13 protein-coding genes, 1 pseudogene and 1 riboswitch are annotated in these 12,771 nt (G+C 72.5%); of the genes and pseudogenes, 8 read left to right on the top strand and 6 right to left on the bottom strand.

Annotated elements, in window-relative coordinates; translation table 11 throughout:
* Positions 1-53 precede the first annotated feature (53 nt).
* Positions 54-713: pseudogene (locus tag ACIGWZ_RS34140) on the bottom strand (RibD family protein); the annotation flags it as partial.
* Entirely contained in the window at positions 706-1,461 is a 756-nt protein-coding gene (locus ACIGWZ_RS34135; RefSeq protein ID WP_400070953.1) for a creatininase family protein, read from the bottom strand. The gene ACIGWZ_RS34135 and the pseudogene ACIGWZ_RS34140, both read right to left, overlap by 8 nt.
* A gap of 101 nt (positions 1,462-1,562) precedes the next feature.
* Here ACIGWZ_RS34135 and ribA point away from each other — a divergent pair, with 101 nt between their 5' ends.
* Positions 1,563-2,216, top strand: a complete 654-nt coding sequence (gene ribA / locus ACIGWZ_RS34130) for a GTP cyclohydrolase II RibA (protein WP_400070951.1) — start codon at positions 1,563-1,565, stop codon at positions 2,214-2,216.
* A gap of 59 nt (positions 2,217-2,275) precedes the next feature.
* Here the strand turns inward: ribA and ACIGWZ_RS34125 are convergent, their stop codons facing one another.
* Entirely contained in the window at positions 2,276-3,040 is a 765-nt protein-coding gene (locus tag ACIGWZ_RS34125; RefSeq protein ID WP_400070949.1) for a CbtA family protein, read from the bottom strand.
* A 14-nt stretch (positions 3,041-3,054) separates the two neighbouring features.
* Positions 3,055-3,273, bottom strand: a complete 219-nt coding sequence (locus ACIGWZ_RS34120; protein WP_362703214.1) for a CbtB-domain containing protein — start codon at positions 3,271-3,273, stop codon at positions 3,055-3,057.
* Between the two features lie 44 nt (positions 3,274-3,317).
* Positions 3,318-3,485, bottom strand: a riboswitch (cobalamin riboswitch).
* Positions 3,486-3,585: 100 nt separating this feature from the next.
* Between ACIGWZ_RS34120 and ACIGWZ_RS34115 the strand changes: the two genes are divergently transcribed.
* Both ACIGWZ_RS34115 and ACIGWZ_RS34110 read left to right on the top strand, forming a co-directional pair.
* Positions 3,586-4,185, top strand: coding sequence for a histidine phosphatase family protein (locus ACIGWZ_RS34115; RefSeq protein WP_400070946.1), 600 nt, complete (start codon positions 3,586-3,588; stop codon positions 4,183-4,185).
* Positions 4,186-4,290: 105 nt separating this feature from the next.
* On the top strand, positions 4,291-4,731 hold the full coding sequence (locus ACIGWZ_RS34110) for an SPW repeat protein (RefSeq protein WP_400070944.1): 441 nt from the start codon (positions 4,291-4,293) through the stop codon (positions 4,729-4,731).
* Between the two features lie 41 nt (positions 4,732-4,772).
* Here the strand turns inward: ACIGWZ_RS34110 and ACIGWZ_RS34105 are convergent, their stop codons facing one another.
* A complete protein-coding gene (locus tag ACIGWZ_RS34105) occupies positions 4,773-4,988 on the bottom strand; it encodes a hypothetical protein (RefSeq protein ID WP_400070942.1) in 216 nt (71 codons plus the stop codon).
* Positions 4,989-5,229: 241 nt separating this feature from the next.
* On the opposite strand from ACIGWZ_RS34105, the gene ACIGWZ_RS34100 reads away from it, so the two are divergent.
* Entirely contained in the window at positions 5,230-6,270 is a 1,041-nt protein-coding gene (locus ACIGWZ_RS34100; RefSeq protein WP_400070940.1) for a methyltransferase, read from the top strand.
* A 151-nt stretch (positions 6,271-6,421) separates the two neighbouring features.
* Positions 6,422-8,248, top strand: coding sequence for an alkyl/aryl-sulfatase (locus tag ACIGWZ_RS34095; RefSeq protein ID WP_400070938.1), 1,827 nt, complete (start codon positions 6,422-6,424; stop codon positions 8,246-8,248).
* Here ACIGWZ_RS34095 and ACIGWZ_RS34090 read toward each other — a convergent pair.
* Positions 8,238-9,428: an MFS transporter gene (locus ACIGWZ_RS34090; RefSeq protein ID WP_400070937.1), complete on the bottom strand. Its 1,191-nt coding sequence runs from the start codon at positions 9,426-9,428 to the stop codon at positions 8,238-8,240. The two genes, ACIGWZ_RS34095 and ACIGWZ_RS34090, sit on opposite strands and share 11 nt — an antisense overlap.
* Before the next feature lie 59 nt (positions 9,429-9,487).
* Between ACIGWZ_RS34090 and ACIGWZ_RS34085 the strand changes: the two genes are divergently transcribed.
* Genes ACIGWZ_RS34085 through ACIGWZ_RS34075 form a run of 3 tightly spaced genes read left to right on the top strand, consistent with a single transcriptional unit; the run spans position 9,488 to position 12,623 of the window.
* Positions 9,488-10,474, top strand: coding sequence for an ArsR/SmtB family transcription factor (locus ACIGWZ_RS34085; protein WP_400070935.1), 987 nt, complete (start codon positions 9,488-9,490; stop codon positions 10,472-10,474).
* A gap of 41 nt (positions 10,475-10,515) precedes the next feature.
* Positions 10,516-11,238, top strand: coding sequence for an SDR family oxidoreductase (locus ACIGWZ_RS34080; protein WP_400070932.1), 723 nt, complete (start codon positions 10,516-10,518; stop codon positions 11,236-11,238).
* A 50-nt stretch (positions 11,239-11,288) separates the two neighbouring features.
* The gene (locus ACIGWZ_RS34075; protein ID WP_400070930.1) at positions 11,289-12,623 is read left to right on the top strand and encodes a condensation domain-containing protein; all 1,335 of its coding nucleotides are present in this window, start codon (positions 11,289-11,291) and stop codon (positions 12,621-12,623) included.
* The last annotated feature ends 148 nt before the right edge of the window (positions 12,624-12,771 follow it).

Raw genomic sequence — 12,771 nt, 5'->3', positions numbered from 1 at the left:
TCGCCGAGCAGTACCGGCGCGACGGTCACATACAGCCGGTGCAGCGCCCCCGCCCGCAGGAACCTCGAGACGGTGATGCCGCCGCCCTCGACCAGCACCCGGCCGAGGCCGCGCCGTGCCAGGGTCGCCAGGAGGCGCTGCGGGGCGAAGGCATCGGCGTCGGGCAGCACCAGTACGTCGACGTCGGTTCCGCAGCCCGATCCGCCGGCTCCGGATGCGCGTGCCGCCCCCTCCGGCCCCACCACCCACACCGTCGGCGCGGCCCCGTCCCTGAACACCCCGCGCTGCCACGGCACCCGGCCGCGCGGATCGAGCACCACGCGCACCGGGTTGTCGCCCGTGCAGGCGCGCACCGTCAGTTGGGGATCGTCCGCCACGGCGGTGCCGGCCCCGACGATCACCGCGTCGGCCAGCGCGCGCAGCCGGTGCAGATGGCGGCGGTCCTCCTCCCCGGTGACGTAGTCCGCGTCGCCGGTGCGGGTCGCGATGAAGCCGTCCAGGCTCTGGCCGAGCTGCGCCACCGCGGTCCGGGGGCCGGCCAGGCACAGCGGCAGATAGCGCTCGGCCAGCAGCGCCGCCTCGGGCGAGGCGTCCGCCCGCCACCGGAGTCCGCCGTGCCCGTCCGGTACCAGCCCGGCGGCCCCGGCGTCCGCCGCCGTGCGGACGCGCCGCAGCCGGTCCCAGGCCGTCGCCGCGTCGAGCCGCTCAGTCATCGGATTCCGCCGGTATGCCGAACAGTTCCGCATATGCTTCGAATGCCTCGGTGAGCCCGGCCAGCAGTTCCTCGCCTTTCCGGGCGGAGGCGAGGGAGGGGCGTCCGATGACTCCGGAGTCCGTATAGGCCGACATACCGAGCGTCAGCAGGTGTCTCCGCTCATCGGCGACGCAATCCGCCGATGCATAACCGGGCCGTACCACTTCGGGATGGGCGTGCAGAAGAATGGAGGTTTCCACCTCTCCCGCGTGCATATCGCTGTGCGCCGAAGTTTCCGCCCCGGCCCGCGTACGCGCCGCGTCCCAGTCGGCCGAGCCGGGGAAGAGCGCCATCCGCGTCCCCGTCCCGGCGGATTCCTGGACCACGTTGCGCAGTACGTAATTTCCGCCGTGACCGTTGACGAGAATCAGGGTGTGGATGCCCGACCGCCGCAGCGAATCGGCGATGTCCGTCACGACGGCGCCCAGCGTCCGCGCAGAAATGCTGACCGTGCCCGGCCAGGCGGCGTGTTCGTGGGAACAGGAGACGGTCAGCGGCGGCAGTAGCAGGACGGAACGGTCGGCGGCGATCCGCTCGGCGATGGTGCAGGCGATGACCGTATCGGTGGTCAACGGCAGGAAGGGGCCGTGCTGTTCGAAGCTGCCGACGGGAAGCAGGGCGCAGTGCGGCTGCCGGTCCCCGACCTCCCCGGTGGTGTCCGCCGGCAGAAGCCCGCGGGGGGATATCCGGTGTGCCGAAGCGGTCATGACGGATGCGGCCTTTCGTCGTGCTCAATCGCCGGGCCGTCGCAGCATAGGCATGACCAGACACCATGCCAACCGGCCGCCCCCGCCGGTAAGATCGCGCCATGACGGACCCCGATGGTGAAATCGCTGCCGATGACGACACCCAGGTGGAACGGGTGGTGGCGGTCCGACTCCCCACCACACACGGCGAATTCCTCGCCGTGGGCTATCTCGACCTCCGTAGCGGGACCGAGCAAGTGGCCCTGGTGCACGGCGATGTCGCGGGGGAGTCCGTACTGACCCGGGTGCATTCGGAGTGTCTGACCGGAGATGTCTTCGCCTCCACGCACTGCGAATGCGGCGATCAATTGTCCGCGGCGCTGGCGGAGATCGTGGCGGCCGGAAGCGGAATTCTCGTCTATCTGCAGGGCCATGAGGGCCGGGGGATAGGGCTGCTGGCCAAGCTCCGAGCGATGAAACTGCAGGAGGGCGGCCTGGACACGGTGGACGCGAATATCGCGCTCGGACTGCCGGTCGACGCCCGCGAATACGGCGTCGCGGCCGGCATTCTGCGGGACCTCGGAGTCCGGTCGATAAGGCTGCTCTCGAACAATCCGCACAAGCGGGCGGCGCTGCTGCGGCACGGTATCGCGGTCGCCGAACAGGTCCCGCTGCTGATGCCGCCCGGCGTGGAGAACATCCGCTATCTGCGGACCAAACGGGAACGGCTCGACCATGACCTGCCGCACTTGGACGGCATTCCCGGCCTGCCCTGACGCCTACGGAAGGGCCCGCGACGCAGGTACGTTGCGGGCCCTTGCCGGTGAGGTGATCGTCAGGACGCGGCGGGTGCCGCCTCCTCCGTGGCCGCCTCCGCGGCCGCGGCTTCCCGGGCCGGGGCGACGACGCGTTCCGCGAGGTGACCGAAGAGCAGCCCGAAGGCGGTCCACAGCACCAGCTGGATGGCGATCGCCGACAGCCGGAACTGCCAGAGCAGAGTGGCCGAGAAGTCGTGCGGCACCTCGTTGATGGCCGGCAGGAAGGCGTACGCGATCCCGATGGCGACGACGAACGCCGCGCCGGCCGCCACCGTGGCGTACCAGTTGCCCAGCTTGGGAGCCAGCCGCCGGCCGAAGAGCGTGGCGCCGACCGCCAGCAGGATGCCGAGCAGCATCATCAGGAAGTACAGGGCCGTGCGCTTGCCGATGGTGTCGGGGTCACCGACGGACGGCGGGTTGGCCGGGTACTTGAGGAACGGTACGAGGTAGACGGCGAGCAGCGCCCCGCCGGAGAGCAGCGCGGCGGTGGCCCGGGGGCCGAAGCGGCCGATCCGGCCCAGCGCGCAGCAGAAGGCCAGCGCGGCGATGCCGCCCAGCGCCACGCCGTAGATCAGCACGCCGGTCGCCAGCCCGAACGTGGACTGCACGCCGCGGCTGACGACCTCCATCTCGTGCTCGTGGCTGTGCGCTTCCTCGAAGGCGATCGCGGCATCCACCCTCGGCTCGCCCAGCAGGTAGGCGACGACGAGCGCGAGGATGCCGGCGCCGAGACCGGCGAGCATGCCGCGCATCAGGAGATTTCTGATGGTGACGGAGTTCATGGAACGGCTTCCGATCAGTGGCAGGGGAAGCCGAGAAGGTGGCGTCCGTCGTGGACCCACTCGTGGACGTCCGTACCGGACAGCAGCGAGGTGGCGCCCTGCTCGGCGCCGACGAAGTACAGCAGAACCAGCATCAGGACGCCGACGAACAGCGCCCAGGGGGCAATCGCCTTGAGGGGGAGCGGGGCCGGGGTGATGGTGCCGGTGGCCGGGGGTGCGATGGTCTGAGCCATGGCGGGGGACCTCCTGTTAGGGGGAACTCGCGTCCCTAGTTGCGGGAGTGCTAACAACATGCCGGGTCTGGCTCGCCCGGTCCCGGCCCCCTGGGGCTGCGTCAAAACCGGACATACAGTGGCGCGACCGCGCCGGGATCCCACCGGCTTCCGTCATGTCGTCGTCAATATCATCGGGAAGGTACCGCGAACCGACCGGCGGGCCAAGACCACGGAGGGGGCGGAGGGGCGCAGGGAGGGGCGCGCCGCGCGGACAACTCCCTTGAACAGGGACGTTGTTGCCGTCGTCGATGTACAGCGAGGGAAGAGGTCATGACAACTCGGGTGATGTTGGTCTCACCGGCCGCGGGCGATGCGCAGCGCGAGGTGCGCTTCGACGACGACGGGCCGCTGAGTCGGGCCGGTCTGCGGCGGGCCCGCGCGGTGGCCGGAAGCTTGCCCTCCGTGGAGCGGATCGTGGTATCGCCCTCCGCCCGGTGTCGTCGTACGGCCCAGGAGCTCGGGCTGCCGGTGGATTCCACGTCCGAGCCGGGACCGCCCGGCTGCGCGATGGGCCGCTGGCGGGGGCGGACCCTGGCCGAGGTGGCCGGGGCCGAAGCGGAGGCGGTGTCCGCCTGGCTGTCGGACCCCGGGTTCGCGGGGCACGGCGGGGAATCGCTGCGCGCGCTCTGCGTACGCACCGGGGACTGGCTCACGCGGCTGGCCGCCACCCCCGGGCGCGTCCTGGCCGTCGTGGAGGTGGACGTGGTGCGCGCCGCCGCGGTGTGCGCCCTGGGGGTCCCGGTGGAGGCCTTCTGGAGGCTGGACGTGCCGCCGCTCACCGCGACCGAGCTCAGCGGGCGGAGCGGGCGCTGGAACCTGGGGCTGGGTCGGCCGCTGGGGGAGGGGTGCCCGGCGGGCCCGCAAAGTTGATCCGTCCGTCATCTACACATAAAGGCGACATAAGCGCAGAATAAAGAGTGCGCGGTTCCTATGCCGCGAGACGGCCAGGCTTGCGGAGCGAAGGAGGCGAGTCGCATGGCCGACGTCTCACACCACAGGGGAGATCTCGCAGGTCACCCCGACGTATCCGAAATGCAGGAGCGTTACGAGCGCGTGCTCGGCGGACGTGACGTCATCCTCGTGGACGGGCCGGTGTTCCTGGTCGGCCTGTACTGCGCCGCGTCGCCGTGGATCGTCCACTACGCGGCCTCGCAGCCCGCTCTGTTGACCCACAACCTGATCCTCGGCGTCGCCATAGCCCTGCTGGCGATCGGGTTCACCGTCGCACCGGACCGCATGTACGGCCTGAGCGGCGCCATGTGCGCCATGGGCGTGTGGATGATCGTGGCGCCATGGATCGTCGGTAGCAGCCCGGACGCCGGCGTGATCTGGAACAACCTCATCATCGGAGCCCTCACGTTCCTGCTGGGGGCGATGTGCATCGGGGTGGCAGCAAAGAGCCGCCGCACGACATGAGGCATGCCCCGGAGCGGGGCATGTGAGGGCCGCCGGCCCGCTCACCCTCGCCGAGGGCGGGCGGGCCGGCCGGTGTCCGGGGGCAGCAGATGCCCGAAGATCCCGGCCAGCACCAGCCCGCCCGCCACCAGCAGGCCGTGTCCGAGCGCGATGCCGGCGCCCAGGCCGCCGAGCGCGACGGCCAACAGCAGCCAGGCGGCGGCGCGCCGGAACTGCCGGGTGGGCGAGGAGAGTTGGCGGTCGTCGTCGGGGGACACGGGGCGTCCCTCCCCTCCCGGAGCGGGTCGGCGGTCGCGTTGCACGGGCCGGATCGCGGGGGCATTGCCCCGGTGATCCAGAGAACTTAGGGTTCCCTAACAAGGGTGGGTGTGGTGAGCCGGCGGCCGCCACGCCACAGGCGTTGTTGTGCCCTGCCCGGCCCCGCCCGTAACGCAGGAGCCCTTCCCGTGACGTGGGAAGCCCTGCCCGTAACGCCGTTGAACAGAGAGGTGTTCCCGTATGTCCAGCGAGAATCAGTCAGTGGACGAGGGCCGTGAGGTGCTGACCCGGATCGCATACGGCGCCATGGCATCGCATGTCGTGGGCGCCGCCGCCCGCCTCGGGATCGCCGAGCTGATCGGCGACGGCGAGCGCACGGCGGACGAGCTGGCGGCGGAGTGCGCGGCCCAACCCGAGGCCATGGCCCGGTTACTGAGGGCGCTGGCCGGGCTGGGGCTGCTCGGCGAGATCACCCCGGGGCGATTCACCGTCACCCCGGCCGGCGCCCTGCTGCGCGCCGACGGGCCGCAGTCGCTGTACTCCTTCGTCCGGATGTTCACCGACCCCACCCTCCTCAGGGCCTGGGAGCATCTGGACGACAGCGTACGGACCGGCGAGCCGGCCTTCGATGCGGTCTTCGGCAAGGACTTCTTCGGCCATCTCGCCGAACGGCCGGAACTCTCCGCCGTGTTCAATGCCGCGATGGGGCAGGCCACCCGCGATACGGCGGCGTTGGTGCCGACGGCCTTCGACTTCGGTCGCTTCTCGACGGTGGCCGACATCGGCGGCGGCGACGGCACGCTCCTCGCCGCGATCCTCAAGGCCCATCCGTCGCTGCACGGGATCGTCTTCGACCGGGCGGAAGGCCTCGCCCAGGCCTCCGGCACGCTGGCGCGGGACGGGCTGGACGGCCGCTGTTCCCTGGTCACCGGGGACTTCTTCGCCACCGCCCCCGAAGGTGCCGACCTGTATCTCCTCAAGAGCGTGATCCACGACTGGAACGACACGCAGTGCACGGACATCCTCCGCCACTGCCGCCGGGTCGTCCCGGACAACGGCCGGCTGCTGATCATCGAGCCGGTGCTGCCGCCCGTCGTGGACCCCTCGGCGGCCGGCGTCGCCTACATCAGCGACCTCAACATGCTGGTCAACGTCGGGGGCCGGGAGCGCACCCGGGACGACTTCGAGCGGCTGTGCCGCGGCGCGGGCTTCGCTCTGCGGTCCGTGACGCCGCTGGCGAAGCCCAACCGCTTCTCCCTGATCGAGGCCGAGCCGGTGTGAGGCCGGGGCGGGCGGGGCGACGGGCGGGGGCCGTGGGCGGCGCGGGCACATATGCATCATGACCCTACATTGGGGTTAAATCGATTGTGTGGGTCCTGGCCCGCCGGACGGCCGTGCCGCCCGTCCCGCCCGCTCGGAGAGGGAGTGCCAGGTGACCGTTCAGCCCGTCGAAGACCACGAAGACTTCGCCGATGCCGACCGTGGCTTCATCGCCGCCCTCTACCCGCCCGAGATCACCACGAAGGACGGGCGGGTGGTCTGGGACGCCGAGGCCTACAGCTTCCTGGCCGGAAATTGCCCCGACACCGCGCACGAGAGCCTGTGGCGCCAGGGCAGGCTGGTGAGCCGGCAGGGCCTCTACGAGGTCACGGAGGGCATCTATCAGGTGCGTGGTCTGGACCTGTCCAATATGACGCTGGTCGAGGGCGACCAGGGCGTTCTCGTCATCGACCCGCTGATGTCCGCCGAGACCGCCGCCGCCGCGCTCGAGCTGTACCGCAAGCACCGCGGTGACCGGCCGGTCACCGCGCTGATCTACACCCACTCGCACGCGGATCACTTCGGCGGCGGGCGCGGGGTGCTCCCGCACGGCCAGGACACCGTGCCGGTCCTCGCGCCCGCCGGCTTCATGGTGCACGCGGTCAGCGAGAACATCGCCGCGGGCACGGCGATGGCCCGGCGCGCCGTCTACATGTACGGCTCCGAACTCGCCAAGGGTCCGGCCGGCCAGATCGGCTGCGGCCTCGGCGCCACCATGTCCACCGGCACCCTCACCCTCATCCCGCCCACCGTGGACATCACCCGCACCGGCCAGGAGGAGATCGTCGACGGGGTACGGATCGTCTTCCAGCTCACGCCGGGAACCGAGGCGCCCGCGGAGATGAACTTCTACTTCCCGGCGCACCTCGCGCTGTGCATGGCCGAGAACGCCACCCACACCATGCACAACATCCTGACCCTGCGCGGCGCGGCCGTCCGGGACGCCCGCAACTGGGCCCGCTACCTCAACGAGGCGCTCGCCCTCTTCGGCGCGGACGCGGCCATCGCTTTCGCCTCGCACCACTGGCCGACCTGGGGCAACGACCGAATCCGCAATCTGCTCGCCAACCAGCGCGACCTGTACGCGTATCTGCACGACCAGACGCTGCGGCTGCTCAACCAGGGCCTGACCGGCACCGAGATCGCCGAGGCGCTGCGGCTGCCCCCGAGCCTGGAGCGGACCTGGGCCGGGCACGGCTACTACGGCTCGCTGAGCCACAACGTCAAGGCGATCTATCAGCGCTACATGGGCTGGTTCGACGGGAACCCCGCGCATCTGTGGGAACACCCCCCGGTCGCGCAGGCCAAGCGGTACGTCGCCGCCCTGGGCGGCGTGGACGCCACGGTCGGGATCGGCCGGCGCTACGCGGACGACGGCGACCTCCGCTTCGCGGCCACCCTCCTCAACCACGCCGTCTTCGCCGACCCCGGCCACACCGCCGCCCGGCAGGAGCTGGCCGCCGTCTACGACCGGCTGGGCCAGGGCTGCGAGAACGGCACCTGGCGCAACTTCTATCTGACCGCCGCCATGGAACTGCGCGGCATCCAGGCTCCGGTACGGGTCGACTCCGCCAACCCCGAGATGACCAGGGCGCTGACCGTCGACCAGCTCATCGACTCGCTGGCCATCCGCATCGACGGCCCCCGGGCCTGGGCGGCCGCCCTCACCTTCGACTGGTACCTCGCCGACGAGGACCGCACCTGGCAGCTGACGCTGTCCAACGGGGCGCTCACCCACTTCAGTTCGCCCGGCCCCCCGAGCGCTTCCGCGGAGCGCCACCCGGACCTGACCCTGACCCTCACCAAGCCCCAGCTGCGGGACCTCCTCGCGGGCCGGGGCGCGGCCGGGGTGACGCATGAGGGCGAGGCCGGGGCGCTGGGCGAACTCCTCGGGCTGCTCGACGACGCGGACCCCGACTTCCCTATCGTCACGCCGTGATGGCGGGCGGGTCGGCCGCTACGGGACCGGGCCGGAGCCCGGGCGCCAGCGCCGCGGTGACCGCGACCGACGCCGCAGCCATCACCGCCATGGCCGTCGAGGGCGCGGTGGCCTGGGCGACGGCACCGGCCAGGGCGGCGCCCACCCCCTGCCAGGTCAGCATGCCGCAGGAGTGCAGCCCCAGGGCGTGGCCGCTCAACTCCGGTGGCGTCAGGGACATCAGACGCTCCTGGAGCAGCAGGCCCGACGCGTAGCCGACGGTGGCGAGGACGACCGCCGCAGCGGCGAGCGGCAACGCCGGGTGCAGCGCGAAGAGAAGGTAGGGCGCGGCGAGCAGCAGACACAGCGGGACCACGAGCCGCGTACGCCACCGCGGCGGGACGAACCGGCCGACCGCGGTGTCCCCGGCCAGCATGCCGAGCGCGCCACAGGCGTACAGGAGTCCCGCGTGCCGGGGCGCGTAGGGGACGTAGAGGGACTCGCAGCCGACGATCAGCCCGTTGGGAACCCAGAGGGCGAGAAGGACATGGCGGCGGGGCCGCGCGGACCACAGCCGGGCGTTGGTGCGCCAGGTGCCGGTGAGCGACGGTCGCCCGGTGGCGCGCGGCGGCCGGCGCCCCAGGCCGAAGCGGGCGGCGGCCGCGGCGGCGACGTACAGGCCGGCGCCGACGAGCAGCGTGCCGCGCGGCGACAAGCCGGCCACCAGCACGCCGCCGACCGCGAACCCGGCGATCTGCAGCACGCCGACGGACATGTTGAGCACCGACCGGCCCAGCAGATAGCCCTCCCCGGCCAGGATCTCGTTGAGCAGCCCGTAGCGCACCCCGCCGCCCAGCGAGCCGAAGACCCCGAGCACGAGGAGGACGGCGAACACGGCCCGTACGGGGAGGCCGGGCAGGGCCTGGACGGCGGTGCCGAGACCGAAGAGCAGCGACAGACCGGTCAGCGCGGCGCGCGGCGGCAGCCGGTCGGCCGCCGACAGCAGCGTGGCCGCGCCGATCACCTGGGCGAGCGAGGGGCCGAACATGGCGAGGGCGGAGAGCAGCGGCGAGCCGGTCGAGGAGAAGACCAGCGTGCCGAGCGCCAGGCCGGTCACCGTCTGGGCCGCCACCTGGCCCGCGGATGCCAGGAACAGCGCCGTGAACTCCGGCGTACGGAACAGCTGTTGGTAGGTGTGCATGGCGGGGAGTCTCGGCGGCCCCCGGCCGGGGCGTTACTGTTTCGCGGGGAGGCGAAACGATGGGCTGGTGGCAGGTGGGTGCGGACACCCTCGCAGACAGCCGGTTCCTCGTCTCCCCGCTGGCCGAGGCCATCGCGAGCCTGAAGACCCTGGAGCGGGGCACCGCCGCCCACCCGGGCGAGCGCGACTGGCTCCGGGCCCACCTGCCCGCCTACCGCGCACGCCTGGGCGACGACCCGGTCACCGCACTCCTCGTCCGCGCCGCGCTGGGCCGCAACTGGAACGCGACCTTCCTGACCCCCACGCCGACCGACGAACGCCCCGGCATCGAAGAGGAGCTGGCGCGGATGCGCGCCACACCGCCCGAGACCGCCCGCGCCGACCTGGCCGTATCGCTGCGCGGCCCGCTGCCGGCCCGGCTGCGCCGCGACGATCTGCCGGAGCGCACCGCGGACCTCCTGGAGTGGGTCTGGACGCGCGCGGTGCTCCCCGACTGGCCGCGGCGCCGGCACGTCCTCGAGGCCGATGTCGTGGCGCGGACGGCGCAGTTGAGCCGGCGGGGCTGGGCCGCGGCTCTGGAGGGGATGCGGCCGGGAATGCGGTGGATGGGGGAGAGCCGGTTGGGGATCACCACGGACGACTGCCCTCCGCGCGAGCTGTCCGGGGCGCGGCTGATGTTCGTCCCCGTGACGCCGTCGCAGACCTGGGTTTCGTGGGACGCGCGGCGTTACGCGGTGGTCTACCCGTGCGCGGGCGCGCTGGCCGGTGCGGGCGGCGGCCGGGTATCGGCGCCGGAGGCCCTGGCCAGGCTGCTCGGCCCCGGGCGGGCGGTCGTCCTGGCCCTGCTCGGCACCCCGAAGAGCACCACGCAGCTGGTGGCGCTCACCGGCCAGGGCCTGGGGTCGGTGGGCCGCCATCTCAAGGTGCTGCTGGATGCCCGCCTGGTCGGGCGGCGGCGGTCCGGGCGGTCCGTGCTCTATTACCGGACGGACGCCGGCGAGGTGCTGGTGAACGCCCAGGGGGAGGAGACCGGCAACCCTTCTTAGGTTAGGCTTGCCTAAATTGATCTGGGGCGAGGGGATACGGCGTGTGGGATTCGGAGCTTTCCGGGCGGACGGCGCTGGTCACCGGTGGCGGGCGGGGGATCGGCGAGGCCGTGGCGCGGCTGCTGGCCGAGGAAGGCGCACGGGTGATCGCCGTGGACCGGGACACCCGCGGCATTGCTGCCCTGGAGGCTGCATACGGGCCGGCGCGGATCATCGCCCGCCCCGTGGACATCACCGACCGCACGGCCGTCGAGGCCCTGGTGGACGAGGTCGAACGCAGCATCGGCCCCCTGGACATCCTCGTCAACGTCGCCGGAGTGCTGCGGACCGCGTCCGTCGTCGACCTCACCGACGAGGACTGGGACGCCACCTTCGCCGTCAACACCACCGGCGTCTTCCGCCTCTCCCGCGCCGTGGCCCGGCGCATGACCGCCCGCCGGGCCGGCAGCATCATCACCGTGGGCTCCCACGCCGCGGGCGTACCGCGCGCCGGACTCGCCGCCTATGCCGCGTCCAAGGCCGCCGCCACCCTCTTCACCAAATCGCTCGGCCTCGAACTGGCCGGCAGCGGCGTGCGCTGCAACGTCGTCTCGCCCGGCTGCACCTACGGGGACCTCCAGCCCCCACACAGCGACACCCCCCTCGGCCGGATCGCCGAACCCCTCGACATCGCCGAGGCCGTCGCCTTCCTCGTCTCGGACCGCGCCCGCCACATCACCATGCACGACCTCTACGTCGACGGCGGCGCGACGCAGTACGCCTGAGCGGACCTCCCCGCACCCCCTCGCTCCCCGCACCAGCGAAAGGCCCCGTCATGGCGCGCCCCCTCCTCGCTCCGCTCACCGCCGCCCAGCTCGCCCTCTGGCACGCGCAGGCCCGCGACCCGGACAGCCCCGCCCACACCACCGCGGCCGCCATCGAGATCCGCGGTCCGCTCGACCCGGTGCTCTTCGCCGAGGCGCTGCACCGGACCGTCGGCGAAACCGATGCGCTGCGCGTACGTATCGAGGAAACGCCCGACGGGCCACGGCAGTTCCCCCTCGAGATCGAGCCGCCGGGACACGGCTTCGCGCTGCACGCCGCGGACCTGCAGGACCTGGGCGACCCGGACGCGGTGGCCCACGCCTGGATGCGCAACGACCTCGCCCGCCCCTTCGACCTCGCCACCGGACCGCTCTTCCGCAACGCCCTGTTCCAGGTCGGTGAACGCCGCTGGATCTGGTACCAGCGAGCACACCGGATCGCCCTCGACGGCCACGGCTTCGCGCTCGTCGTGCGCCGCGTCGCCGACGTCTACACGAACCTCGCGGCGGGGGAGGAGGCCGGGCCCAGCCCCTTCGGACGGCTCGCCGACCTGGCGGCCGAGGAGGCGGCCTACCGGGCGAGCGAGGCCTACGCGGGCGACCGCGCCCACTGGCGGCACACCTTCGCCGACCGCCCCCAGGCCCCCACCCTCGCCGGGCGCACCGCCCCCGCCGCACCCACCGCGCTGCGCGCCACCGCCTGGCTCGGCACCGACCTCACCGAACGGATCGACGCCCTGGCCGAGGCCGTCCGCGCCACCTGGCCCGACGTCCTCATCGCCACCCACGCGTGCTATCTCGCACACGCCACCCGCAGCCCCGAGGTCGTCCTCGGCCTCCCGATGCGGGGCCGGATGGGCGCCGCCGCGCTCCGCGTCCCCGGCACCGTGGCCAATGTCCTGCCGCTGCGCCTGGCCGTGCCCCCGGAGGCGACCTTCGCCGAACTCACCCGCCAGGTCGTCGTGGGCATCCGCGCCGCCCGCCGCCACCAGCGCTACCGCCACGAGGACCTGCGCCGCGACCTCGGCCTGCCCCCGGCCGGATGCCCGTCGGCCGGCCCCCAGGTCGCCCTCATGCTCTGCGACGACGCACCGACGTTCGCCGGAGCGCCCTCCGCGGTCCACCACCTCGCCGCCGGCGCCGTCGACGATCTGACCCTCACCCTCCACCACCGCGCCGACACCACCGGACTGCGGATCGACCACGACGCCAACCCCGCCCTCTACGAGGAACACGAACTCGCCACCCACCAGGACGGTTTCCTGCAACTGCTCCGCCGCGTGGTGGATGCCGACCCCCATGCGGTGCTTTGTCTCGGCCCCACGTTGTCGGCTTTCCCGCCGTAGGGGTTCGTCGCCGTTGCTCCCCCACTGCCTAATGGGCGTGGGAGGTACCCCCAGCGGCGGGCTGGTTGCCGCTGCGCGGGGCTGTTCGGCAGCGGCACCGGGCCTACACGGCTCCGCCGCTACGACCCGGCACCTCCCCGTTGGGGGT

This window comes from Streptomyces sp. NPDC053427 (assembly GCF_044544985.1).
Lineage (GTDB): Bacteria > Actinomycetota > Actinomycetes > Streptomycetales > Streptomycetaceae > Streptomyces.
This window is presented reverse-complemented; position numbering and strand designations above follow the sequence as displayed.

Coding starts and splice junctions, on each gene's coding strand:
- ACIGWZ_RS34085 (WP_400070935.1), top strand. CDS start 9,488: ATGGGCTGGTGGCAGGTGGGTGCGGACACCCTCGCAGACAGCCGGTTC.
- ACIGWZ_RS34120 (WP_362703214.1), bottom strand. CDS start 3,273: ATGGCTCAGACCATCGCACCCCCGGCCACCGGCACCATCACCCCGGCC.
- ACIGWZ_RS34125 (WP_400070949.1), bottom strand. CDS start 3,040: ATGAACTCCGTCACCATCAGAAATCTCCTGATGCGCGGCATGCTCGCC.
- ACIGWZ_RS34115 (WP_400070946.1), top strand. CDS start 3,586: ATGACAACTCGGGTGATGTTGGTCTCACCGGCCGCGGGCGATGCGCAG.
- ACIGWZ_RS34110 (WP_400070944.1), top strand. CDS start 4,291: ATGGCCGACGTCTCACACCACAGGGGAGATCTCGCAGGTCACCCCGAC.
- ACIGWZ_RS34100 (WP_400070940.1), top strand. CDS start 5,230: ATGTCCAGCGAGAATCAGTCAGTGGACGAGGGCCGTGAGGTGCTGACC.
- ribA (WP_400070951.1), top strand. CDS start 1,563: ATGACGGACCCCGATGGTGAAATCGCTGCCGATGACGACACCCAGGTG.
- ACIGWZ_RS34135 (WP_400070953.1), bottom strand. CDS start 1,461: ATGACCGCTTCGGCACACCGGATATCCCCCCGCGGGCTTCTGCCGGCG.
- ACIGWZ_RS34090 (WP_400070937.1), bottom strand. CDS start 9,428: ATGCACACCTACCAACAGCTGTTCCGTACGCCGGAGTTCACGGCGCTG.
- ACIGWZ_RS34075 (WP_400070930.1), top strand. CDS start 11,289: ATGGCGCGCCCCCTCCTCGCTCCGCTCACCGCCGCCCAGCTCGCCCTC.